At 70.0% G+C, this 23,123-nt stretch carries 17 protein-coding genes; 8 read left to right on the top strand and 9 right to left on the bottom strand.

Annotation, left to right across the window (positions count from 1 at the left end):
- Positions 1–6: 6 nt before the first annotated feature.
- Together OG504_RS06145 and OG504_RS06140 are read right to left on the bottom strand one after the other, a co-directional pair.
- Positions 7–1,320 carry an ABC transporter substrate-binding protein gene (locus tag OG504_RS06145; protein WP_405988795.1) on the bottom strand — a complete coding sequence of 438 codons (1,314 nt, stop codon included), beginning with the start codon at positions 1,318–1,320 and terminating at the stop codon, positions 7–9.
- 166 nt (positions 1,321–1,486) lie between these two features.
- The gene (locus OG504_RS06140) at positions 1,487–2,557 is read right to left on the bottom strand and encodes a LacI family DNA-binding transcriptional regulator (RefSeq protein WP_405988794.1); all 1,071 of its coding nucleotides are present in this window, start codon (positions 2,555–2,557) and stop codon (positions 1,487–1,489) included.
- A gap of 169 nt (positions 2,558–2,726) precedes the next feature.
- Here OG504_RS06140 and OG504_RS06135 point away from each other — a divergent pair, with 169 nt between their 5' ends.
- From OG504_RS06135 to OG504_RS06120, 4 genes are all read left to right on the top strand, one after another.
- Positions 2,727–4,865 (top strand): alpha-galactosidase, encoded by a 2,139-nt coding sequence (locus OG504_RS06135; protein ID WP_405988793.1) that lies wholly within the window; start codon positions 2,727–2,729, stop codon positions 4,863–4,865.
- A 223-nt stretch (positions 4,866–5,088) separates the two neighbouring features.
- Positions 5,089–7,413 carry an ATP-binding protein gene (locus OG504_RS06130; protein ID WP_405988792.1) on the top strand — a complete coding sequence of 775 codons (2,325 nt, stop codon included), beginning with the start codon at positions 5,089–5,091 and terminating at the stop codon, positions 7,411–7,413.
- Positions 7,414–7,535: 122 nt separating this feature from the next.
- Entirely contained in the window at positions 7,536–8,531 is a 996-nt protein-coding gene (locus OG504_RS06125) for an anti-sigma factor RsbA family regulatory protein (protein WP_405988791.1), read from the top strand.
- A gap of 143 nt (positions 8,532–8,674) precedes the next feature.
- Positions 8,675–9,358: an ATP-binding protein gene (locus OG504_RS06120; RefSeq protein ID WP_405988790.1), complete on the top strand. Its 684-nt coding sequence runs from the start codon at positions 8,675–8,677 to the stop codon at positions 9,356–9,358.
- Positions 9,359–9,414: 56 nt separating this feature from the next.
- Here the strand turns inward: OG504_RS06120 and OG504_RS06115 are convergent, their stop codons facing one another.
- Genes OG504_RS06115 through OG504_RS06105 form a run of 3 tightly spaced genes read right to left on the bottom strand, consistent with a single transcriptional unit; the run spans position 9,415 to position 11,398 of the window.
- Positions 9,415–10,122 (bottom strand): phosphatase PAP2 family protein, encoded by a 708-nt coding sequence (locus tag OG504_RS06115; RefSeq protein ID WP_405988789.1) that lies wholly within the window; start codon positions 10,120–10,122, stop codon positions 9,415–9,417.
- Entirely contained in the window at positions 10,119–10,724 is a 606-nt protein-coding gene (locus OG504_RS06110) for a phosphatase PAP2 family protein (protein ID WP_405988788.1), read from the bottom strand. The genes OG504_RS06115 and OG504_RS06110 overlap by 4 nt, the downstream gene beginning before the upstream one ends.
- Entirely contained in the window at positions 10,721–11,398 is a 678-nt protein-coding gene (locus OG504_RS06105) for a DedA family protein (RefSeq protein WP_405988787.1), read from the bottom strand. The genes OG504_RS06110 and OG504_RS06105 overlap by 4 nt, the downstream gene beginning before the upstream one ends.
- Before the next feature lie 207 nt (positions 11,399–11,605).
- On the opposite strand from OG504_RS06105, the gene efeU reads away from it, so the two are divergent.
- The 3 genes from efeU to OG504_RS06090 all read left to right on the top strand — a co-directional run bounded on the left by efeU (position 11,606) and on the right by OG504_RS06090 (position 16,575).
- On the top strand, positions 11,606–13,636 hold the full coding sequence (gene efeU / locus OG504_RS06100; RefSeq protein ID WP_405988786.1) for an iron uptake transporter permease EfeU: 2,031 nt from the start codon (positions 11,606–11,608) through the stop codon (positions 13,634–13,636).
- Positions 13,637–13,980: 344 nt separating this feature from the next.
- On the top strand, positions 13,981–15,252 hold the full coding sequence (gene efeB, locus OG504_RS06095) for an iron uptake transporter deferrochelatase/peroxidase subunit (RefSeq protein WP_405996262.1): 1,272 nt from the start codon (positions 13,981–13,983) through the stop codon (positions 15,250–15,252).
- A gap of 159 nt (positions 15,253–15,411) precedes the next feature.
- Positions 15,412–16,575, top strand: a complete 1,164-nt coding sequence (locus OG504_RS06090) for a HoxN/HupN/NixA family nickel/cobalt transporter (RefSeq protein ID WP_405988785.1) — start codon at positions 15,412–15,414, stop codon at positions 16,573–16,575.
- Between the two features lie 32 nt (positions 16,576–16,607).
- On the opposite strand, the gene OG504_RS06085 is transcribed toward OG504_RS06090, so the two are convergent.
- The 4 genes from OG504_RS06085 to OG504_RS06070 all read right to left on the bottom strand — a co-directional run bounded on the left by OG504_RS06085 (position 16,608) and on the right by OG504_RS06070 (position 20,969).
- Positions 16,608–17,567, bottom strand: coding sequence for a hypothetical protein (locus tag OG504_RS06085; protein WP_405988784.1), 960 nt, complete (start codon positions 17,565–17,567; stop codon positions 16,608–16,610).
- Positions 17,568–17,578: 11 nt separating this feature from the next.
- On the bottom strand, positions 17,579–19,051 hold the full coding sequence (locus OG504_RS06080; RefSeq protein ID WP_405988783.1) for an APC family permease: 1,473 nt from the start codon (positions 19,049–19,051) through the stop codon (positions 17,579–17,581).
- 226 nt (positions 19,052–19,277) lie between these two features.
- Positions 19,278–20,681 (bottom strand): Si-specific NAD(P)(+) transhydrogenase, encoded by a 1,404-nt coding sequence (gene sthA, locus OG504_RS06075; RefSeq protein WP_033280372.1) that lies wholly within the window; start codon positions 20,679–20,681, stop codon positions 19,278–19,280.
- 81 nt (positions 20,682–20,762) lie between these two features.
- Positions 20,763–20,969, bottom strand: a complete 207-nt coding sequence (locus tag OG504_RS06070; RefSeq protein WP_405988782.1) for a hypothetical protein — start codon at positions 20,967–20,969, stop codon at positions 20,763–20,765.
- 187 nt (positions 20,970–21,156) lie between these two features.
- On the opposite strand from OG504_RS06070, the gene OG504_RS06065 reads away from it, so the two are divergent.
- Positions 21,157–22,992: a glycoside hydrolase family 15 protein gene (locus OG504_RS06065; protein WP_405988781.1), complete on the top strand. Its 1,836-nt coding sequence runs from the start codon at positions 21,157–21,159 to the stop codon at positions 22,990–22,992.
- Positions 22,993–23,123 lie beyond the last annotated feature (131 nt).

Here is a 23,123-nt window from a genome sequence, read left to right as displayed (position 1 = left end):
AGTGGGTCAGAAACCGGTGACGCCGCGCGCCTTGAGGACCTGCTTGAACTGGTCCTCGGCAGCCTGGGCGACCTGGAGCGGGGTCTTCTTGCCGTAGATCATGTCGGCGAGCGCGAGGTGCATGTCCGGGGCGGTGAGCGCCTTGACCTGGAAGACGCCCGATGCGCTGGACAGGGCCTTGGCCTGGGCGATCGCGGTCTGCGGCAGGCCGTCGGGGTTGGCCACCGAAGGCTCCACGGAGACCAGCTTGTTGGCCTTGATGTAGGCCGGGTAGTCCGGGCCGAGCCAGAAGGACATGAACTGCCGGGCCGCGTTCTGCCGCTTGGTGTCACCGGTGTTGAAGGCGACGACGCCGTTCGTCTGGTCCGGCGAGTACTCGGCCTTCGCGGAGCTGTTGGCGATGGGGAACCAGCCGAGCTTCTTGTCGATGTCCGCCGTGCTGGCGGTGGCCTGGATCTCGGACTGGAGCGCGGTGACGTTGACGGCCATCGCGGCGCTGCCGTCCATGATCGCCTTGCCCTGGTCGACGAACGTGGCCGTCTTGTAGTTCTTCTGCGCCAGACCGCCGTCGAGGACCTTCGTCTTGTACTTGGTGATCGCGTCGACGATGGTCTTGTTGGTCCAACTGTCCTTGTTCTTGTTGAGGTTGTCCCAGAAGGACTGCGGCAGATCCGTCATCTGGGCCTGTACCTGCCACTGGAGCGGCCACTTGTCGCCGCCGACCTCGAAGAACGGGGCGACACCCGAGACCTTCGACTTGATCTTCGCGGCGTCGGCGAGCAGCTCGTCGTAGCTGGTCGGCATGGTGGTGATGCCGGCCTTCGCGAAGACGTCCTTGTTGTAGTAGACGCCGAGCACGGCCGGGCTGGTGACGATGGCCGCGTAGCGGTGGCCGTCGACCTGGCCGAGGGTCTTCTCCGTGGTGCCGAGCTTGGAGACCCAGTCCTCGTTGTCGAGGGTCAGCAGGTTCTTCGCCGGCTGCACGAACGGCAGGGTGCTGCCCGTGGGCTGCCAGAACATCAGGTCCGGCTTGACGCCCGAGGCGAGCTTGGTCGGGACGTTCGACTCGTACGGGTCCGGTATGACCTCGGTGTTGATCTTGGCGCCGGTGGCCTTCTCGAACGCCTCGATGGCCTGCTTGGGCTCCGAGACGCTGTTCTGGGCCACCCACATGGTGAGGGTTACGCCCTTGAGGGAGGCGGTCGGGTTGACCGAACCCTCGGGCGCGGCGGTGGTGGCGCCACCGGTGCTGTCACTGCACGCGGTCGCGGTCAGCCCGAGGACACAGGCGGTGGCAAGGACGGAGACGGCTCTTCTCATGGCGGATCCTTGTTCGTACGCGGAAGGGAGGCGGGGGCGGTGCGGAGGTGTGGCGAGGCCTGTGGGGAGGGCGGCTGACGGGTACGGCGAGCGTGGGCAGGGGCGGATGTGTCGGTTAAGGCGAGCACGGCGGACGTGACGAGCAGGGCGATGACAGACGTCCGACTCAGGTGTCCCGTGGCCCCGAGCTCTCCCGGAGGATGAGGGTGGGTTCGGCCGGTACCGGCGCCGATTCCTGCTGATCTGTGTCGAGTTGGGCGCGCAGCAGCCCGAACGCGGCGCGGCCGAGACCGTGGAAGTCCATGCGGACTGTGGTGAGGGACGGGGTGACGAAAGCGGAGTGCGGTGCGTCGTCGAAGCCGATGACGCTGATGTCCTGCGGGACCCGTCGGCCCGCGTGGTGCAGGGCGCGCAGTACACCCAGGGCCAGGTCGTCGTTGCCGCACAGGATCGCGGTGACGTCCTTGTTCCGGGCGAGCTTCTTCCCGGCCTCGTAACCGGCCTGGGCGTCCCAGCCCTTGCCGGACGGCGGGGGCGGGGTGACGCCGGCCGCTTCCAGTGCCTGGCGCCAGCCCTCGGCGCGGGGGCCCGCCAGGCGCCGGGTTCCGGTCGAGGCGGGAATCGCTACGTAGTGGACGTTCGCGTGCCCGAGCGACAGCAGGTGCTCGGTGGCGGCACGGGCTGCCTCGCGGTCGTCGGCCCACACCGCCGGTCGGCCGGGTGTCCGGCCCGGCGGCGGCGCCTCCACCAGCGCCGCGCACGGCACATGTGCCGGTACGCGGTCCAGGGCGGCGGCACCGATCCGGTCGTAGCCGATGACCACCAGGCCGCCACCGGTGTCGGCGGCCGCGGCGATCGTACGGTCCAGGTCGTCCTCCGGGGTCACCACCCGCACACCGAGCGCGTATCCGGCGGCGCGGGACGCCTCCTCCAGGCCCTGCAGGGTGGCCGCATAGCCGTAGAGGACGGTGTTCGACGTGATGACCGTGACCGATCGGGTGACGCCGCTGGCGAGGGCGAACGCGGTGGCGTTGCGCCGGAAGCCGAGGGTCTGGATGGCGGCGTCGACGCGCTTGCGGGTCTCCTCCTTGACGTTCGGGTGGCCGTTGATGACCCGCGAAACGGTCTGGTAGGAGACGCCTGCGGCAGCCGCGACGTCGCGGATACTGGCGGCTTTCTGCGGCCCCTGAGGGGGGTCGCCGTGGCCGCCGGAGCTTGTGTGACCGGTCACATCCATGCGAGGATTGTGAGCGGTCACAACGTGGGCGTCAAGAGACCGTAACTGGGGATTTACCTTTCGAACACACCGGCCAGGGCGGGGAGATCGCGCCCACCGGCTGAGAAGCCCCAGTTCAGCGCCTGTACGAGAGCCGCAGGACCGAACTGTCCCAGAAGGGGAATTTGTGTTGACCAGTGTCGTCGAAACAGTCGAGAGGTCCCGTATCTGGTCGCACCCGGAGCTCGGGTTGCACGCCGTCGTGGACGCCAACGGGTCGGTGAGACTGGGAAGTTCCGGCCAGGACTGGGACCGCCTGGTCCCCCTCGTCGAGGTCACCGCGACCGGTCACGGGCGTCTGTGGTCGGGGGAGCGTTTCATCGAGACGGCCATCGGCGAGCGCCTGGCCTACCGCGACCACGAGACGCGGACACTGCGGGACGGCGGCCTGGAGCGTACGACGATCCGGCTCGCGGACCCGGTGACCGGGCTGGCCGCGGAGGTCGTCCTGGAGGCGAGCCCCGGCGCGACCTTCCTGCGCTCGCGGGTGAGGCTGGTCAACGAGGGCGTCGATCCCCTCCGGTTGGAGAGCGTGACGACCCTGACCCTCGGCGGGATCACCTCCTCCGTCGCGGAATCCTCTGTTGTCGAATCCTCCGTCGCCGAAGACGGCCTCGCCGGACTGACGTTGCACTGGGCGGACAACGACTGGCTCGCCGAATGCCGTTGGCACCGGGCCGAACTCCGCGACGAGGTCGTGCCGTTGAGCCGGTTCGCCCACGGGCGCGAAGGGCGCGGCTGCTTCGAGCGCTACTCACAAGGGAGTTGGTCCACCGGCCGACACCTCCCGGTCGCCGCCCTCACCAACCCGGAGGGCAACGCCTGGCTGTGGCAGATCGAGTCCAGCGCGGGCTGGCGCTTCGAGACCGGCGAACGCGAAGGCGCGGCCTACATTGCCCTGTTCGGCCCCGACGACGCCCACCACCAGTGGCACCAACTCCTCGCCCCCGGCGAGGACTTCCACACCGTCCCCGCCGTCCTCGTCCGCGCGGAGACCGGCGGCCTGGACGCCGCCTTCGGCACCCTCACGGACTACCGCCGGAGCATCCGCCGCGACCACCCCGACCACCACACCCTCCCGGTGATCTTCAACGACTACATGAACACCCTGAACGGCGACCCCACCACCGAACGGCTCCTGCCGCTCGTGGAGGCGGCGGCGGCCGCGGGCGCCGAGGTGTTCGTCATCGACGCGGGCTGGTACGACGACGACGCCCAGGGCTGGTGGGACTCCGTCGGCGCGTGGGAGCCCGCGCCCAACCGTTTCCCGGGCGGCATACAGGAAGTCCTCGACGCCATCACGAAGCGCGGGATGACCCCGGGCCTCTGGCTCGAGCCCGAAGTCGTGGGCGTACGCAGCCCGTTGGCCCGGACCCTGCCCCCCGAGGCGTTCTTCCGGCGCGGCGGCCTGCGCGTCACGGAACACGGCCGGCACCACCTCGACCTGCGCCACCCGGCCGCCCGCGCCCACCTCGACGAGGTCGTGGACCGGCTGGTGGGGGAGTGGGGCGTCGGCTATCTGAAGCTCGACTACAACATCAACATCGGCCCGGGCACGGAGAACGGCACCGAGAGCGCGGGCGCCGGACTGCTCGGGCACCACCGCGCCCACCTCGACTGGATGGCCGGGCTCCTCGACCGTCATCCCCGACTCGTCCTGGAGAACTGCGGATCGGGCGGTCTGCGCATGGACTACGCCCAACTGGCCGTCGCCCAGCTCCAGTCCACCAGCGACCAGCAGGACCCGCTGCGCTACCCGCCCATCACCGCGGCGGCGGCCACCGCCGCGACCCCCGAACAGGCCGCGGTGTGGGCGTACCCCCAGCCGGACCAGACCCTCGACGAGATCGCCTTCACCCTCACCGGTCCGCTGCTTAGCCGTATCCACCTCTCCGGCTTCCTCAACCTCATGAACGACGAGCAGTTCGACCTCGTCCGCTCCGCGGTTTCCACCTACAAGGAGGTCCGGGGGGAGATCGGCACGGCGCATCCGTTCTGGCCGCTGGGGCTTCCCGGGTGGGAGGACGGGTGGATCGCGCACGGGCTGCGGGGGGTTGACTCGACGTATGTGATGGTCTGGCGGCGGCAGTCGGACGACACCGGCCGCACGCTCACGGTTCCGCACCTGCGCGGTGCCTCGGCGCACGCGACCGTGCTGTACCCGGGGACCTCGGACGCGGGTGCCGAATGGGACGCGGCCGAGGGGCGGTTGACGGTGTCGCTGCCTCGGATCAACACCGCTGTGCTCGTTCGGCTGAGCGCCGGCTGAGTCCTGCGGCCGGTGGAGTCCTTCCGTCCGGTGGACCGGAGGGCTCCAGCGCCGCCGTTGCACGGCTGATCCACCGGTGATCGTCATGTTGCGGATTTCGTGCAGGTTCTGTCAGAAAAGTTGCTTCAAGTGGCAATGTCGGACTGCGGGCGCTTCGTCCGCGTCCCGCCCATACAGTTCTTGAAGTCCACTTTCGGAGGCGGGACCGATTGTGCAGGTATCCGTGACAAGGCAGAACATCGGCCGACCCGTCAGGGCGTCGAGTTTCGTCGGCCGGCGTCAGGAGACCGCCGAGGTCAAACGTCTGGTGGCCGCCCACCGGCTGGTGAGTCTGACCGGGACGGGCGGGGTCGGCAAGACCCGGCTGGTGCTGCACGCCGTGCCCCGGCTGGCGCGGGCGTTCGCCGACGGCGCGCACATCGTGCAGCTGGCCGGTGTGCGGGACGCCTCGCTGGTGCCGCTCGCCCTGATCGAGGCGCTCAACATCCGTGACGTGTCGGGCCGTTCGCCGGTGCGGGTCCTCGTCGACCATCTCCAGGACCGGGAGTCGCTGCTCGTCCTGGACAACTGCGAACACCTCGCGGACGCGTGCGCGCGGCTCGTCGAGACGCTGCTCGCCGAGACCGCGGCGGTGCGGGTGCTGGCCACCAGCAGACATCCGCTGGACGTGACCTCCCAACACGTCCTGGAAGTACAGCCGTTGGCGACTCCCACGCCGGGCGAGCCGCTGCCGCCGAAACCCGCGCTGGAGTACCCGGCACTGGCACTCTTCGCCGACCGGGCCGCCGCCGTCCTGCCCGGGTTCTCCCTCACCACGGCCAATCAGGACGCGGTGGCCGCCTTGTGCCGCCGGCTCGACGGGCTGCCGCTCGCGATCGAACTCGCGGCGGTACGGATGCGCGCCCTCGGCGTGCAGCAGTTGCTCGAACGCCTCGACCGCCGTTACCGGTTGCTGGGCGACGGCGTGGGCGGCGCGGACAGCGAGGACACCCTGCCCCGGCACCGCACCCTGCGCGCGGCCGTCGACTGGAGCCACGACCTGTGCACCCGCGAGGAACAGACGGTGTGGGCGCGCGCCTCCGTCTTCGCCGGGAGCTTCGACCTGGGCGCGGCCGAGGAGGTCTGCGCCGGGCCCGGTCTCGACCGCGACGAGCTGGTGGACGCCGTGGCCGGTCTGGTCGACAAGTCGCTGCTGGTCCGGGACGGCGACGCCGTCCACGCCCGGTACCGGATGCTGGAGTCGATCCGGCAGTACGGCCTCGACCGGCTCCGCGAGGACGGCGCCGGCGCGGAGTCGGCGGCCCGGCGCCGGGTGCGGGACTGGTGCCTGGACTTCGTCGAGGAGTGCGAGGAGCGCTGGTTCGGCCCCGACCAGCCGGAGTTGGTACGACGGCTGCACGCGGAGTCGGACCTCATCCGCTCGGCGTTCGAGTTCTGCCTGAACACCCCGGGGGAGCTGCGGGCCGGGCTGAAGCTGGCCGGACACCTGTGGTTCTTCTGGTTCGCGACCGGCGCCCTGGTCGAGGGCCGGTACTGGCTGGAGCGCCTGCTCGCGGCCGCCCCCGAGCCGACCGTCGCCCGGGCCCGCGCCCTCTGGGCCCTCGCCCTGATGCTGCTCAGCCAGGGCAACGCCGGCCGGGCCGCACCCCTCGTCGAGGAGGCCCGCGACCTCGCCCTGCGGCTGGACGACGAGGCCGAGGTGGCGCACACCTTCTTCGGCCGGGGCGGCGCCTGCCTGATCAGTGGCGACTACGAACGGGCGCGGGCCGTGTACGAGGAGGCGCTCGCCCTCCCGCCGCGCCAGGGCGAGTCGATGAGCCTCGTCGGCTTCAAGTACGTGGAACTGGCCCATGTCCTCGCGATCCAGGGCGAGTACGACCGCGCCATGGCCCTGTGCGAGGAGTTCCGGCAGATCTGCCTGACCCACGGCGAGCAGTGGATCCACTCCTACCTCCTGCGCATCCTCGCCTTCGCCGAGTGGGCCAAGGGCGACCAGGTCGCGGCCGGAGTCCACGCCCGGGAATGTCTACGGCTCAAGCGGGCGGTCGGCGACGTGTTCGGCACCGGCATGACGCTGGAACTGCTCGCCGCCGTCCACGCCCGCGACGGCGAGGGCCGCCCCGCCGCCGTCCTGCTGGGTGCCGCCAAACGGATCTGGCAGGACGCCCACGTCGCACTGGACCGCACCCCGTCCCACGGCCCGGTGCGCACCGAGGCCGAGGACGCGGCCCGCGCACTGCTCGGCGACGGATTCAAGAACGCCTACCGCGAAGGCCTCGACCTCACCTCGGACCACGCGGTCGCCTACGCGCTGGGCGAGCGGGAGTCCGCGCCCCGACCGCTGCTCGACAGCCCGCTCACCCGCCGCGAGACGGAGGTCGCCGAACTGATCGCCGAAGGGCTGACCAACCAGCAGATCGCCGACCGGCTGGTCGTCGCACTGCGCACGGCGGAGGGCCATGTGGAGCGCATCCTCAGCAAGTTGGGCTTCACCTCGCGCAGCCAGGTCGCCGTGTGGGCCGAGTCGCGCCGGGCCGGCCGCCCCTGATGCCGTACGCCCCTGATGCCGTACGGCCGTGACGACGCGCGGCCGTGACGACGTACTGCCGGGGACCACGTACTGCAGAGATCACGTACGGCCGCGAACCGAACGAGAAGGAAGGCAGACCGATGGAACACCGAGCACCCACGACAGCCACCACGCCCAACACACCCGTCCCACCCGTGAAGCACCACGCCGGCATCCACTCGTCCGACGAGGAGTTCCTGGCGGTGGTGGTGCCGTTCCTCAGGGACGGCATCGTCGCCGAGGACGAACCGGACCCGGTGGTCATCACCACCCCGCGCAAACTGGACCTGCTGCGGGACGCGCTCGGCCCGGACGCCCGCCAGGTCGACTTCCGCGACTCCGCCCGCTGGTACCGCGGCAGCCCCGCCAACAGCATGGCCACCGCCCTCGACTACTACGTCACGCACGCGAGCCCCGAGGGCCTGCTCCACATGACGGGCGAGCCGGTCTGGGACGGCCGGTCGCCGCGCCAGATCCCCGAGTGGAAGCGGTACGAGGCCCTCGCCACCGAGCTCTTCACCGGCGCCCCGCCCGACCTGATGTGCCTGTACGACACCCGTACCGCACCGCCGGACATCGTCGACGCGGCCCGGCACACCCACCCGACGGAACTCAACAGGCAAGGCGTTCAGCCCAGTTCGCTCTTCACGGAGCCCGCCGTCTACGCGATCCAGGGCCTCGGCCCGCTGCCCGCACCGCCGCGGGACGCGGTCGGCGTCGGCCTCGACGGGGACCTGGCCGCCGGTCACCGGTTCGCGGCGGACCAGGCGCGGGCGCGCGGCATGGCACCCGACGAGGCGGCCCGCTTCGGGCAGGCCGTGTCCGGCGCCACGCGCTACGCGGCCTCCCAGGGCTGCGACCGCGCACACCTGCGGCTGTGGTCGACCCGGCAGCGCATCATCTGCGAACTGCGCACTCCGCGCGGACGTATCACCGACCCGTTCCTCGGCTTCCGACCGCCGGGTGCCGAAGCGCGGCCGGAGGACGGGCTCTGGCAGACCCGTCAGGTCTGCGAGTTCGTGGACATGAGGTCCGGCGACGGGGCGAAGGAGGGGTGGACCATCCGCATGGAGACGGCCCTCGTATCGGCAGGTTGACGAACCGGCCCGCGGATTCGGGTAGTTCCCCCCGCGCCTCGAAGGGCACGGCGGACGCATGGTGGACAGGAGGCAGGGTCTGTTGGCGGACCCGGCCTCGCGCCGCACGAGCCGAACGCCCCAGGGGCCGAAGGGAAACGACCATGCCGAACGACCGTCCACGCGGCCTGCCGACCGTGGGCGACGGCTGCACCACGATCCTGGGCCCGGGAAAGTCCTCGGTCCGCCAGGCCAGGGAACTCGTCCGCAAGCGGCTCGCCGAGTACGGCCTCCAGAACCTGGTGGACATCGCCGAACTGCTGGTCAGCGAACTCGCGACCAACGCCGTCGTGCACGCGGGCGGCCGCTACCGGCTCACCCTGTCCCTGGGCGTCGGCATACTGCGCTGCGAGGTCGCGGACGAGCGGCGACACCTTCCCCGACCGCCGCACCGGCAGGTCGAGCGCGACGACGGCCTCGACGTCGACACCGACAGCGAGAACGGCCGCGGGCTGTTCCTGGTAGACGCGCTCGCCCACCGGTGGGGCAGCCGCCTCGTCGAGGAGGGCAAGGAGGTCTGGTTCGAGTTGCAGCTCGACGCATCGGACAGCACGGGTGACGACGCGGCGGAGACGGACGTGTATCTTCCGGCACCGACCGGGCCACGGGCTCAAGTGGCGCACGGCTGCGCCGAGTTGGATCACGAGCGGGCGGATCACCAGTACAGCCCCGACGGCGACCGTGCCGAGGATCTCGGACTGCTCGGACGGTACCGCCCACGGCGACCGGTGCCGGGCACGGTGTCTCGGGCGCCTCATGGTTCGGCACCGGCCGCCGTTTCCGCTTGAACAGGCCTACCGTTCTGAGCACGCCTACCGTTGGGCACGCCTACCGGTGAGCACGTCTAAGGGCGGGTCCGCTCACGCGATGGTCCCGTGCCGGGCCCGGCCGTATCCACCCCGTCGGCCACCAGCCGCGTCGGCAGCCACCAAGCCGCCGCGCACACGCACACCCCCAACCAGCCGACGGCGAACAGCCAGCCGCCGACGACATCCGTGAACCAGTGCACGCCCAGATACACCCGGGTCAGCCCGACCAGCGCGCCCCAGCAGCCGACGGCCAGGCAGAGCGGGGTTCTCCCGTGCGGGGCACGCACGAATATCGCGAGGATCACCAGGCCGGCGGTGAGCGCCGCCGTGGTCGTGTGGCCGGAGGGGAAGGACCAACCCGAGGCATGTGTGGCCCAGTTGCTCAGCGCCGGGCGGGGCCTCGAGACCAGTTCCATCACGCCGTAGCGCAGGCCCTGGCCGGTGGCGAGGCAGGCCGGCGCGAGGGTCGCGGCGAGGAGGCGCTGGCGGGTGGTGCGGCCGGTGAGGAGTCCGGCGAGGACGACGAGCGCGTACGGGATGACGCCGGTGCCGGTCGCGGTCAGACCGCGGGCGAACGCCAGCGCCACGTCCGGGCGGTGCGCGACGGACCAGGACACCGCGTCCTCGTCCCCGAACAGCGGGGCGCCCTCATGCCCGAGCACCACCATGCTCAGCACCCCGAACGCGGTCCAGGCGCCGAGGCCCGCGCTGCCCGCCAGTTCGGAGACGTCCTTGCGGTTCATGACATCAGCAGCGGTCGCAGCCGGGTGGCCGTGATCCGCCGGGTCAGGGACTCCGGCCGCCGCTTCAGCAGGACCATCGCGCCGAGCGCCAGGAGCGCGCCGACCGCCACGCCCGCCACGACGTCGTGCGGATAGTGGACCCCGACCCAGACCCGGGAACCCGCCATCGCGAGCGCGGCCACGGCGGCGACCGCACCGAGGCGGCGGGAGACGAAGAACAGGGCGACCGCTGCCGCCGCGGCGATCGTCGCGTGGTTGCTGGGGAAGGACCAGTCGCCCGGCGCCGGGCACACCTCCAGCGTGGCAACCCGCAGGGTCTGGCAGGGCCGGCTCTCCCGCACCGCCGACTTGAGCAGCGAGTCGATGCCGTACGCGGCGACCACGACCACCGGCACGGCCAGCGCCGTCACCGCCGCCTCGGCACCGACCCGGCGCGCCCGCCACCAGCCGACGACCATCAGCACGGCGAACACCACGAGCCCGTACGTCGACCACGCCGAGACCGCACCGTCCAGCCAACCGGGCGCGTGCTGGGCGGAGTCGACCACATCCGTGTAGGCCTCGCCGTCGATCGACGACCCCTGGAAGGCGACCAGGATCATCCGCGTACCTCCCCTGCCTTGGCGGCGCGGGTGGCCTTGCGGGAGCGGTGCACCTCGGCGGCGAGGGGCAGCAGCGACACGATGACGATCAGGGCGACCATGGGCAGCAGGTACCTGTCGACGTTCGGGATCGAGGAACCCAGCGCGTATCCGGCGAGCGTCAGCCCCAGGCTCCACACCAGGCCGCCGACCGTCTGCCACACGGTGAACGTCCGGACGGGCACCCCGAGCGCACCCGCCATGGGGTTCAGGACCGTCCGTACGACGGGCACGAAACGGGCCAGCACGACCGCCTTCGCGTAGCCGTACCGCTCCAGCAGCTCCTCGGCCCGCCGGGCGCCTTCGTGCAGGCGGGGCGAGCGGCTGCGGGCGAGCAGCGCGCCGCCCGCCTTCCGGCCGAGCAGATAGCCGCACTGCGCCCCGGCGAGCGCGCCGACCGCCGCCGCGACCAGCAGGGGCGGCAGCGACAACTTCACGGCTCTGTCAGCGCCGCCGGTGCACAGCAGACCTGCGGTGAACAGCAGGGAATCGCCGGGCAGGAAGAACCCGATCAGCAGCCCCGTCTCGGCGAACATCACCACGCCGACACCCAGCACACCGAAGGCGGCCAGCAGTGACCTGGCGTCCAGCACGTTCACCGCGAGCTGGGAGGCCAGGTCGAGGGGTGTGGTCATCGGCGCGCCCTTCCGCAGGTATGACTACAAACGTTCTGACTACAAATCTGTAGACGGTCTACTCAACTGTAGACGATCGCAGCGTCCGAGAAGTTCCGCACTTTTGCCCGGTCGTTGCCGATTCATGACTGACCGACTACACGCATGTAGTCATGATGGTCCGCGAAGTAAGGCATGCCTGCACTAACCCAGGAGGGGTCGCACCCAATGTGGGACGACGCGTTTCCGAGCTTTCTGATCGGGCTGCGGGAGGGGCTGGAGGCGGGACTCATCGTCTCGATCCTGGTCGCCACCCTTGTCCGCGCCGACGCCAAGTCCCGGCTGCCGCAGGTGTGGACGGGCGTCCTGGCCGCGATCGCCCTCGCGCTGAGCTTCGGCGCCGTCCTCACCTTCACTGCGGCGAACCTCTCCGCCACGGCCCAGGAAGCCTTCGGCGGTGTCCTCAGCGTGGTCGCCGTCGCGTTCGTCACCGCGATGGTGTTCTGGATGCGCCGCTCGGCCCGCACCTTCTCCGGCGAGATCAGGGAGAAGGCGACGGGCGCGCTCGGCATGGGCGCGGGCGTGCTGATGCTCACCTCCTTCCTCGCGGTGGGCCGCGAAGGCCTGGAGACGGCCCTGTTCCTGTGGACCACGGCCCGCGCGGCCGGCGAGTCCGCAGGACCCCTGACCGGCGCCGGCATCGGTCTCGTCCTCGCGGCAGCCCTGTGCTGGGGCCTGTACCGCCGCGTCCTCAGGATCAACCTCACGAAGTTCTTCACCGCCACCGGCGCCGTCCTCATCGTCATCGCGGCCGGCGTCCTCGGCTACGGACTGCGCGACCTCCAGGAGGGCGGCGTCCTCCCCGGCCTGACCACCTACGCCTTCGACCTCAGCGGCAGCGTCGACGCCGGCTCCTGGTACAGCACCCTCATCCAGGGCGTGTTCAACCTGATGCCGACGATGACCTGGCTCCAAGTGGTGGGCTACGTCGGCTACTTGGCGGTGGTGATGCCGCTGTTCGTGCGCGGCGTGAAGGAGAAATCGCCCGAACCCGCGCCTACGACCGCCGAGTTGAGCGAGCCCACCCCGTCGCCACGGCGCCGCCCCGTCTGGGTCGTCCCGGTCGCCGTGGTGGCCGTACCCGCGGTCGTCGCCGGTCTCGTCGTCACCTTCTCCCGTCCCAAGCCCGCGAGTTCGGAGACGGTGGCCGTCTCCGAGACGGAGTGCGGCAAGGGCTTCACCGCGCCGGACACCGGACGGCAGACCTTCCAGATGCACAACACCGGCGACAAGACCGCCGAGGTGTACCTGATCGACCCCGCCACCAACGCGGTCTACGGCGAGGTCGAAGGCCTCGCTCCCGGCACCACCCGGGACCTCGTCGCCACCGTCGCGGGCGGCTCGTACGCCTGGCGCTGCGTGCCCACCGGGGCGAAGGCCGTCACCTCCGCCACGGTCCATGTCAGCGGCGGGGGAGGTGCGGTGAAGGCGGTCGTCCCCGTCTCCGAGAACGACCTCGCCGCACCCCTCAAGGCCTACAAGGCGTACGTCGACCAGGGCCTGGCCACGCTCGTCACCCAGACCCGGCAGCTCAGCGCCGACATCGCGGGCAACCACCTCGCCAAGGCACGCACCGACTGGCTGACCGCGCACCGGACTTACTCCTCCCTCGGCGCGGCCTACGGCACCTTCGAGGACTTCGACCAGAAGATCAACGGCCGGGCCGACGGGCTGGCCGGGGGAGTCCAGGACAAGGACTTCGCAGGCTTCCACCGCATCGAGTACGGGCTCTGGCACGGGCAGTCCGCGGGCGAGTTGAAGGCGGCCGCGCAGCAACTCACCACCGCGGTCGTGGGGTTGAAGAAGGCGTTCCCCACTCAGGACTTCGACCCCGGTGACCTGCCGCTGCGGGCCCACGAAATCCTGGAGAACGCCCTGCAGTTCGAGCTGACCGGCGACACCGACGAGGGCAGCGGCACCAACCTCGCGACCGTCGACAGCAACCTCGCCGGCACGCGTGAGCTGCTCACCGTACTCAAGCCGCTGCTGACCAGGGAGTCGCCGAAGTTGCTCCCCGGCGTCGACGCCGACATCGCCCGGCTGCAGAAACTCCTCGACTCGGCGCACCGGGGCGGGAGGTGGACGCCGGTCGAGCAGTTGGACGGTACGGCGAAGGCTCAACTCGACGCCACCACCGGGCAGTTGCTGGAGGACCTGGCACCGGTGCCGGACCTGCTGGAGATCAGGAAGTCGGCCTGATGAGCACGGAGAACACACAGGGCGTCGATGGCATGCCCGGCGCGGAGGGCGCACACGGCAGCGACGACGCGCGCGGCGACGAGAGTCCGTCCGGCACGGACGGCATCGACGGCACGCACGGCACGCACGGCACGGAGAGTCCACCCGGCGCCGACGACGCGCTGGGCGCCGACAATCCGCACGGCACCGATGGCACCCGCGGCACCGAGAAGACGCAGGCCATCGGGAACACCCGCGGAGCAGGCAGCGCCCCCGGCGCCGACAGCACCTGCGGCTCCCGGAACACCCGAACCGCCCAAAGCACCCGCCCCACCCAGAGCACCCGCAGTGAAGGGACCCGCCCGATGCCGTCCGCCGAAACCCCTGGCTGCCCGGCCGGAGCCGGTCGTCGTTCCTTCGTCCGGACGGCGCTCGGTGCCGGGGCCGCCGGAGCGGTGCTGGCGGGCGGAGCCTTCGCGCTCGCCGAGACCGGCGGCACCGCGCAGGCACAGGCCGCGGACACGACCGACGCCGCCGAGATCCCCTTCCACGGCACTCACCAGGCCGGCATCCTCACCCCCGCCCCGGCCGCCGCGACCTTCGTCTCCCTCGACGTCATCGCCGACAACCGGGCCGAACTGACGGACCTGCTGCGGACGATCACCGAACGGGCCCGTTTCCTCACCTCCGGCGGCACCCCTGCCGACCTCGGCGTCGGCGCGCCGCCCGCCGACAACGGCATCCTCGGGCCGGACGTCCCCGCCGACGCCCTCACGGTCACCGTCGGCGTGGGCGCGTCCCTCTTCGACGACCGCTACGGACTCGCCAAGGCCAGGCCGCGCCGGCTGACCCCGATGAAGACGTTCCCGAACGACAACCTGCGCGCCGCCGAGTGCCACGGCGACCTGTCGCTCCAGGTGTGCGGCGCCCGCCAGGACACGGTGCTGCACGCGTTGCGCGACATCGCCCGGCACACCCGCGGCGGCATGCAGATCAAGTGGCGCATCGACGGCTTCCAGAACACCCCGCGCCCCACCGGCACCCAGCGCAACCTGCTCGGCTTCAAGGACGGCATAGCCAACCCGGACGTGAAGTCCACCCGTGAGACCGACCGGCTGATCTGGGTCGGCGACGGACAGGACGAACCGGCCTGGGCGAGCGGGGGCAGCTACCAGGTGATCCGGATCATCCGCATGCTCGTCGAGTTCTGGGACCGGGTCTCGTTGAGCGAACAGGAGCTGATGTTCGGCCGCCGCAAGGACACCGGAGCCCCGCTGGACGGTGCCAAGGAGACGGACATTCCGCACTACGCCAAGGACCCCAAGGGCACGGCGATCCCGCTCGACGCGCACATCCGCCTCGCCAACCCGCGCACCGCCGCCACCGACACCTCGCGCATCCTGCGCCGCGGCTACAACTACGACCGGGGCATCGACGCCGTGGGCAACCTCGACATGGGCCTCGTCTTCTGCTGCTACCAGCAGGACGTGCGGCGGCAGTTCGAGGCGACCCAGACGAGGCTGATCGACGAACCCCTCGTCGACTACATCTCTCCGACAGGCGGCGGATACTTCTACGCTCTGCCGGGTGTGAAGGACGCCAAGGACTGGCTCGGCAGGGGTTTGATGGCGACCTGACCTGGGATTTTCCCTCCCTTTGGGCAAGACCTGCCGTGGTCTTTGCCGACCGTTACTGCGAATAGGTTGCAGGTACGGGAGGATGGCACGAGGTTGCTCGCGGCAACCGCGCAGCCATGCTCGCACCCGTACCTGTACCCGGCAGAAAGGCCCTCCTCGATGACGGCCGCCCCCGAATCCACTTCGACCCTCCCTGCCACGGCCGCGGCTGCGCGGCCGTCGCTCTGGTACCGCGTCCGTACGTCGATGACGCGGCAGGAGTGGACCCGGGTCGGCGGGATGGCCGCGTTCGTGCTGGGGCTGCACGTGATCGGCTGGTTCACGCTCGTGTGGATCGTGGCGCCGGGGCACTACAGCGTCGGCGAGAAGTCCTTCGGCATCGGCATGGGCGTGACCGCGTACACGCTCGGCATGCGGCACGCGTTCGACGCGGACCACATCGCGGCGATCGACAACACGACCCGCAAGCTGATGAGCGAGGGCCAGCGCCCGCTGTCGGTGGGCTTCTGGTTCTCGCTCGGCCACTCCAGCATCGTCTTCGGCCTGACCCTCCTGCTCTCCCTCGGCGTGAAGGCCCTGGCCAACCCGGTCCGCGACGACAACTCCCAGCTCCACGACGTCACCGGCCTGATCGGTACGACCGTCTCGGGCACGTTCCTCTACGTCATCGCGGGCATCAACCTCGTCATCATGGCCGGCATCTGGAAGGTGTTCCGCCAGATGCGCTCCGGGCACTACGACGAGGCCGTGCTGGAGGAGCAGTTGAACAACCGCGGTTTCATGAACCGCATCCTCGGCCGCTTCATGAAGTCGATCACCAAGTCCTGGCAGATGTACCCGCTGGGCCTGCTGTTCGGCCTCGGCTTCGACACGGCGACGGAGATCGCGCTGCTGGTGCTCGCCGGTTCGGGCGCCGCGTCCGGCCTGCCCTGGTACGCGATCCTGTGCCTGCCGGTCCTGTTCGCCGCCGGAATGTCGCTGCTCGACACGATCGACGGCACGTTCATGAACTTCGCCTACGGCTGGGCCTTCTCCAAGCCGGTCCGCAAGGTCTACTACAACCTCACGATCACCGGCCTGTCCGTCGCCGTAGCCCTGATCATCGGTACGGTCGAACTCCTGGGCCTGTTCGCCGAGAAGCTAGACCTCCACGGTTTTTTCTGGGACTGGGTCGCGGGCCTCGACCTCAACGTCATCGGCTTCCTCATCGTCGGCCTGTTCTTCGCGACCTGGGTGGTGGCCCTGCTGGTGTGGAAGTTCGGCCGCATCGAGGAAAAGTGGACAGCGAGCCTTGCTCAACCGGCGCAACAGCCCGCGGAATAGCCGCTATTGGGCAGAGTGACGAACCAGACCACTCACGTCCGCACCCCCAACTCCTTCCGCCACTTCACGATCTGCTTCTCCGCGTCCCCGGTGTACGACCACGGAGTCGTCGTACACCGGCGCCCCATCATCCCCAGGACCGTCGTCGAGATGTCCTTCGTGCCCGCGTAACAGGCCGCGTGGGCAAGGTAGTTGAGGTCGCGGAGTTCGCCGGGCGGGAAGGGACCGTCCTCGCGGGCGGTGATCCAGCGCTGCCAGGTGCGGCGGACATCGCTGACGGCGCCGTCGTGGGTCCAGTGCTGGCCGAGGCCCACCGCGGCCTGGTGGCCCTTCGCGGCGTCGAGGGCGTAGCGGTACTCCTCGACGCGGGCGTACTGCACCAGGACCGGCAGGGTGCAGCCGGGCGGCGCCACGCCCGCCGCGTCGCGGGCGAAGTCGTACATGAGGCCGTGGCTGCCGTGCCAGCGGGAGGAGTAGTAGTGGAGGACCTGGAGATGGCCCTCGACGCTGTAGGGGTCGCGCCGGTGCAACTCGTCCCACCAGCGGGCGAGTTCCTGGCGTCTTACGCCTGATGGGTAGAGCCGGGCCACGGAGATCAGGGAGATCCACGGGGTGGGGTCGTCCGGGTATGCCTCGGAGGCCTGGAGGCAGGCCATGACGGCGGCGTCGATACGGTTCCGGTCGATCGGCACGCCCCGGCCCGCGGCGATGGCGATGTTGAACGCGCGGGCCGTCTCCGTCGCCGCGCGCAGCGTGAGCGCGTCGCCGCTGTGGGGCTCGGCGGCCAGCCACGACTCGACCGTCGAACTGCTCGCGCAGGCCTGCGCTAGCGTCCGGATCCGGTGGCCCCGGCCGAGCCAGTGCGCGCCGGTGTTCCGCAGCAGGTCCCGCAGGCCCTGCCAGCGGCCGATGACGATGTCCTGGCGGGCCGAACTGAGTGGAGCGTCCCCGCAGTCGGGGTCGAAGTCGGGGGTGTAGCGGTCTCGCGCCATCGGATGCACCCTCAGAAGTCGGTCGGGAGACCCTGATGGACCCGGGACTGTTCGGGCACGAAGTCGTCGGGGACGTAGTCCGTCTCGACGGTGTGCGCGGCGTCGAGACGCGCAGGCCGGTAGTAGTCGCTGCCCTGCTTCCAGTACCAGAGCATCGGGATCAGCCCTGCGGCCAGCCCGCCGATGCCGATGGCGATCGCCGCGTTGCTCAGGTCACCCAGCGACTCGACGAAGATCCAGAACATGAACAGGGCGCCGAACAGCGGCCACAGCCCGCCGAAGAGGAAGTTCGCCGCCGACTTGAAGAGCATCTTGCGGTAGGCGACGACCACCGCGAGGCCCGCCAGGCCGTAGTACACGGCGATCTGCAGACCGATCGCGGAGATCGCGTCGGAGAGGATCTCGCCCACCGAGCCGAGCGCGTTGGAGGCGATGAACATGACCAGCGCCACCCCGCCGACCACGGTGATGGCGACCCACGGGGTGTTCCAGGTGCGGTGCACCTTGCCCAGCGCGGCCGGCATCGTACGGTCGCGGCCCATCGCGAACAGCGACCGCGTGACCTGGATGAGAGTGGTCTCCAGGGTGGCTATGGTCGACAGCATCACCGACACGATGAGCAACTTGCCGCCCCAGCCCGGCCACAGCTCGTCGCCGAGCACGGCCAGCACGTTGGCGTCGTTGTTCTCGATCTGCCGCGAGGTCAGGATGATGTTCACCGCGATGGTGAACACCTCGAAGAGCAGGAAGACGATGCCGACGCCGATCAGGCCCGCGAGTCCGGTCGTACGACGGCTGTTGCGGGTCTCCTCGCTGAGGTTGCTGGTGACGTCCCAGCCCCAGTAGTAGAACGCGGCGATGAGCGCGCCCGACGCGAAGCCGGACACCCCGTCGAAGTGGCTGAAGCCCAGCCAGGACCAGTCGAAGGCGCGGGCGTTGTCGGAGTGGACCAGGGCGAACACCGCGAACAGCGCCAGGATGCTCAACTCGACACCGGACATGAGGAGTTGCGCCCGGACCGTGAGCCGGGCCCCGCCGAGCACCACGAGCAGCATGATCACGAACCACGCGGCGCCCACCACCGTCGACAACGCCGTGTTGTCCGCGAGGCCTTGGTCGAAGAGGGACAGTGTCATCGACCCGGCGGGCAGCGACCCGGCGACCATGAAGATGGTCGCGGAGACCACCAGGGCCCAGCCGCTGATGAAGCCGAGAAAGGGGTGCAGGGTGCGGCCCACCCAGGAGTAACTGGCCCCCGCGTTCACGTCGATCCGGCCGAGATAGCTGAACGCCAGCGCGATGCCCAGCATCGGTATCGCGCAGTAGAGGAGCGCCGCCGGACTGGCCAGCCCCACCGCGCCGACCAGGACCGCGGTGGTCGCGGCCAGCGAGTACGCCGGTGCGCTGCCCGCCACGGCCATCACCACGGTGTCGAACGTACCGAGGGCGTTGGCCTGCAGCCCTCTGCCCCTGTTGTTGCTCATGGATGCGCTGCTTTCCGTCTTGCACGACGTGGGGGGTTGCGCGAACCGGCCCCGGACCCGGAGATGGGGTGGCCTCGGGTCAGTGGCCGGTCGGAACAACAAATAGGGGGTGGTGGATACCCGTTGAACCGCTGCGTCGGCGGACGGTCACACCGTGTGTGGGTGTGATGATAGCCGTACCTCTTGACCTTTCAAGATTGACCAGCGAGTAATCTCCTGTGAACGGTCAGTCGCCGAGTCGGTCGATCTGCCGCAGTTTGTTCGTCGCGTCGAGGGCGGCGACCTTGTAAGACTCCGCGAGCGTCGGGTAGTTGAAGACCGCGTCGACGAGATAGTCGACCGTGCCGCCGCAGCCCATCACCGACTGGCCGATGTGAATGAGCTCCGTCGCGCCGGTGCCGAAGCAGTGCACGCCGAGCAGGGTGCGGTCCGTGGGGGAGACCAGCAGCTTGAGCATGCCGTGCGAGTCGCCGATGATCTGGCCGCGCGCGAGTTCGCGGTAGCGGGAGATCCCGACCTCGAACGGCACGCACTCCTCGGTGAGTTGGTCCTCGGTCTTTCCGATGAAACTGATCTCCGGGATGGTGTAGATGCCGATCGGCTGCCGGTCGTCGATCCGGTGCACCGGCTCACCGCAGGCGTGGTACGCCGCTGTACGGCCCTGTTCCATCGAGGTCGCCGCGAGGGCCGGGAAGCCGATGACGTCGCCGACGGCGTAGATGTGCGGCACCGCGGTGCGGAAGTTCTCGTCGACGTCGATCCGGCCGCGCCGGTCGGCGGACAACCCGGCCTTGTCCAGGTCGAGTTCGTCGGTGAGGCCCTGCCGTCCCGCGGAGTACATCACGGCGTCGGCCGGGATCTTCTTGCCGCTCTCCAGGACGGTCAGCGTGCCGTTGGTGTGCCGCTCGACGGCTGCGACGGTCTCGCCGAAGCGGAAGGTGACGGCGAGGTCCCGCAGGTGGTACTTGAGCGACTCGATGACCTCCAGGTCACAGAAGTCGAGCATCCCGGCGCGCTTCTCCACCACGGTGATCTTGCTGCCGAGCGCGGCGAACATCGAGGCGTATTCCATCCCGATGACGCCCGCGCCCACGATGACCATGGACCGCGGGACCTTGGGCAGGTCCAGCACGTTGTCCGAGTCCATGATGGTCCGGCCGTCGAACTCGACGGTGTCCGGCCGCGCGGGGCGGGTGCCGGTGGCGATGATGATGTTCTCGGCCGTCAACAGCCGTTCGTGGCCGGTGATTTCGGTCAGCGCGACGGTGTGCGGGTCGACGAAACGGCCCGTGCCGGCGAACAGGGAGACCTGGTTGCGGGACAACTGGTTGCGGATGACGTCCACTTCACGGCTGACCACGTGCTGCGTGCGCGCGGTGAGGTCGCCGACGGTGATGTCGTCCTTCAGGCGGTAGCTCTGCCCGTACAGATCGCGCTGGGTGAGGCCGGTGAGATACAGCACCGCCTCGCGCAGCGTCTTGGAGGGGATGGTCCCGGTGTGGATGGAGACCCCACCGACCATGTCGGGGCGGTCGACGACGGCGACCCGGCGGCCGAGCTTGGCCGCGGCGATGGCGGCCTTCTGGCCACCCGGTCCTGAACCGATGACAAGCATGTCGAAGTCGGGCACCTCCGGAGTCTGTCAGCCGGGGTGCCTTCTCCGAAAGGGTGAACGGGTAACCAGACACCCACGAAATGGCTGGAGGTGCGCCTAGGGAAGCAGTTTCTCCAGCGCTGCAGCCCCCTCCGCCTCGATCTTCCGCCGGGCCCACTCCAGATTCTCCGGCGTCACGTCCCGGCCGGCCGCCAGCACCACGTCCTCCGGCGCCACCTCGGTCCCGGTACGGGTGTGCAGCAGGTCGTCCGGGGTGGCCCGGTCCTCGGGCGGGACGGACGCGTCGGACTCTGACATCGACATGAGGCCTCCTCCTCGGGACCGGACCCTTCAGGACCGGACAGCTCACCGGCATCGTACGAGTGCCGTGGGTCCCACTCCCACGATTCCCCGCCCGGCCGCTCCCTGCATCCGGAAGAGTGGCCGATCGAGAACCTGAACCTAAGCTGGGAACCGGCCCGCGCGGGCCCGAACCAGGGAGGCTGCCGCGATGGTCGAGACCCCGCCCCACCAGGACACCCCCACCGGACCCGGATATCTGCCCATCGCCGAGCACGGACTGATCGGTGATCTGCGGAGCGTCGCGCTGGTGGGGACCAACGGCACGATCGACTGGTACTGCTGCCCGTCCTTCGACGCACCCAGCGTCTTCGCCGCGATCCTGGACGCGGAACGCGGCGGCTCCTTCGAGCTGGCCGCCTCCGTGCCCGCGCGCACCAAGCAGTTCTACTTCCCCGACACCAACGTCCTGATCACCCGGTTCTACACCGAGGAGGGCGTCGGCGAGGTCCAGGACTTCATGCCGGTGACCGGGGAGTCGGACGCGTCCGCCCGGCACCGGCTGATCCGGCGCGTGCTGTGCGTGCGCGGCTCGGTCCCGTTCCGGACCCGCGTCGCCCCGAGGTTTGACTACGGCGCCTCTCCGCACACGGCGCGGATGGTCGGCGACGTGGCGCTCTTCGAGTCCGCCGAGAGGTCCCTCGCCCTGACCGCGACCGTCCCCCTGGAGTGCGACGCCGTCGACGTGTGGGCCGACTTCAAGCTCGACGAGGGCGAGTCCGAGGTGTTCGCCCTCGACCAGGTCGACGGCGAGGTGACCTCCCGTCCCTGCGCCCGGCAGGAGGCCGAGGACGAGTTCGCCTCGACCGTCGCCTACTGGCGGCACTGGATCTCCCAGTCCCGCTACCGCGGCCGCTGGCGCGAGATGGTCCACCGCTCCGCCCTCACCCTCAAGCTGCTGACCTACGCCCCGACCGGCGCGATCGTCGCCGCCCCGACCACCAGCCTCCCCGAACAGCTCGGCGGCGAGCGCAACTGGGACTACCGCTACGTCTGGATCCGCGACGCCGCCTTCTGCGTCTACGCGCTCCTGCGCCTCGGCTTCACCGGCGAGGCGAAGGCGTTCATGCAGTTCGTGACCCGCTACATCAGCCCCGGCGACGGCAACCCCTCCGGCCCGCTGCAGATCATGTACGGCATCGACGGCCGCACCGAACTCACCGAACGCGAACTCCCGCACCTCGAAGGCCACCAGAAATCCGCCCCGGTCCGCGTCGGCAACGCGGCGTCCGACCAGCTCCAACTCGACATCTACGGCGCTCTGATCGACTCCATCTACCTCTACGACAAGTGGGCCGAGCCCATCTCCAGCTCCCAGTGGGACGACGTGTGCGCCCTCGTCGACTGGGTCTGCGACAACTGGGACCAGCCCGACGAGGGCGTCTGGGAGACCCGCGGCGGCCGCAAGAACTTCCTGTACTCGCGCCTGATGTGCTGGGTCGCGATCGAACGCGCGATCCGCCTCGCCAACCGCCGCGGCCTGCCCGCCGACCTCCCGCACTGGCTGAAGTGCCGCGACACCATCTACCGCCGCATCATGGACCGCGGCTGGTCGGTCAAACGCCAGGCCTTCGTCCAGTACGAGGGCAGCGACGTCCTCGACGCCGCACTCCTGATGATGCCGCTGGCGAAGTTCATCGCGCCCACCGACCCCAAGTGGCTCTCCACACTGGACGCGTTGACCGAGGAGCTGGTCTCCGACTCCCTCGTCTACCGCTACAACCCGCAGGCCAGCCCCGACGGCCTGCGCGGCGACGAGGGCACGTTCTCGATCTGCTCCTTCTGGTACGTCGAGGCCATGGTCCGCGCCGGCCGCGTCGACGAGGCCCGCCTCGCCTTCGAGAAGATGCTCACCTACGCCAACCATCTCGGTCTGTACGCCGAGGAGATCGGCCGCACCGGCGAGCAACAGGGCAACTTCCCCCAGGCGTTCACCCATCTCGCCCTGATCAGCGCCGCGTTCAACCTGGACAAGGCGCTCGGCTGAGCCGGCCGGGTACGTCCGGTCCGCGCAACAAGTGTCACCGAGGTGTCACAGCACACCGGGGCACCACAACTCCCGCCCTACGTCTCGTGTCGAACCCCCTGACCGCACCACATATGAATCACGGGGGAACA

This window comes from Streptomyces sp. NBC_00986, from assembly GCF_045162565.1.
Taxonomy (GTDB): domain Bacteria; phylum Actinomycetota; class Actinomycetes; order Streptomycetales; family Streptomycetaceae; genus Streptomyces.
The sequence above is the reverse complement of the archived record's forward strand: the minus strand, read 5'-3'. Positions and strand labels throughout refer to the sequence as shown.

What these genes read in the sequence shown, in the direction of transcription:
- OG504_RS06145 (WP_405988795.1), bottom strand. Translation starts at nt 1,320, where the DNA reads ATGAGAAGAGCCGTCTCCGTCCTTGCCACCGCCTGTGTCCTCGGGCTG.
- OG504_RS06140 (WP_405988794.1), bottom strand. Translation starts at nt 2,557, where the DNA reads ATGGATGTGACCGGTCACACAAGCTCCGGCGGCCACGGCGACCCCCCT.
- OG504_RS06125 (WP_405988791.1), top strand. Translation starts at nt 7,536, where the DNA reads ATGGAACACCGAGCACCCACGACAGCCACCACGCCCAACACACCCGTC.
- OG504_RS06120 (WP_405988790.1), top strand. Translation starts at nt 8,675, where the DNA reads ATGCCGAACGACCGTCCACGCGGCCTGCCGACCGTGGGCGACGGCTGC.
- OG504_RS06115 (WP_405988789.1), bottom strand. Translation starts at nt 10,122, where the DNA reads ATGAACCGCAAGGACGTCTCCGAACTGGCGGGCAGCGCGGGCCTCGGC.
- OG504_RS06110 (WP_405988788.1), bottom strand. Translation starts at nt 10,724, where the DNA reads ATGATCCTGGTCGCCTTCCAGGGGTCGTCGATCGACGGCGAGGCCTAC.
- OG504_RS06105 (WP_405988787.1), bottom strand. Translation starts at nt 11,398, where the DNA reads ATGACCACACCCCTCGACCTGGCCTCCCAGCTCGCGGTGAACGTGCTG.
- efeU (WP_405988786.1), top strand. Translation starts at nt 11,606, where the DNA reads ATGTGGGACGACGCGTTTCCGAGCTTTCTGATCGGGCTGCGGGAGGGG.
- efeB (WP_405996262.1), top strand. Translation starts at nt 13,981, where the DNA reads ATGCCGTCCGCCGAAACCCCTGGCTGCCCGGCCGGAGCCGGTCGTCGT.
- OG504_RS06090 (WP_405988785.1), top strand. Translation starts at nt 15,412, where the DNA reads ATGACGGCCGCCCCCGAATCCACTTCGACCCTCCCTGCCACGGCCGCG.
- OG504_RS06085 (WP_405988784.1), bottom strand. Translation starts at nt 17,567, where the DNA reads ATGGCGCGAGACCGCTACACCCCCGACTTCGACCCCGACTGCGGGGAC.
- OG504_RS06080 (WP_405988783.1), bottom strand. Translation starts at nt 19,051, where the DNA reads ATGAGCAACAACAGGGGCAGAGGGCTGCAGGCCAACGCCCTCGGTACG.
- OG504_RS06070 (WP_405988782.1), bottom strand. Translation starts at nt 20,969, where the DNA reads ATGTCGATGTCAGAGTCCGACGCGTCCGTCCCGCCCGAGGACCGGGCC.
- OG504_RS06065 (WP_405988781.1), top strand. Translation starts at nt 21,157, where the DNA reads ATGGTCGAGACCCCGCCCCACCAGGACACCCCCACCGGACCCGGATAT.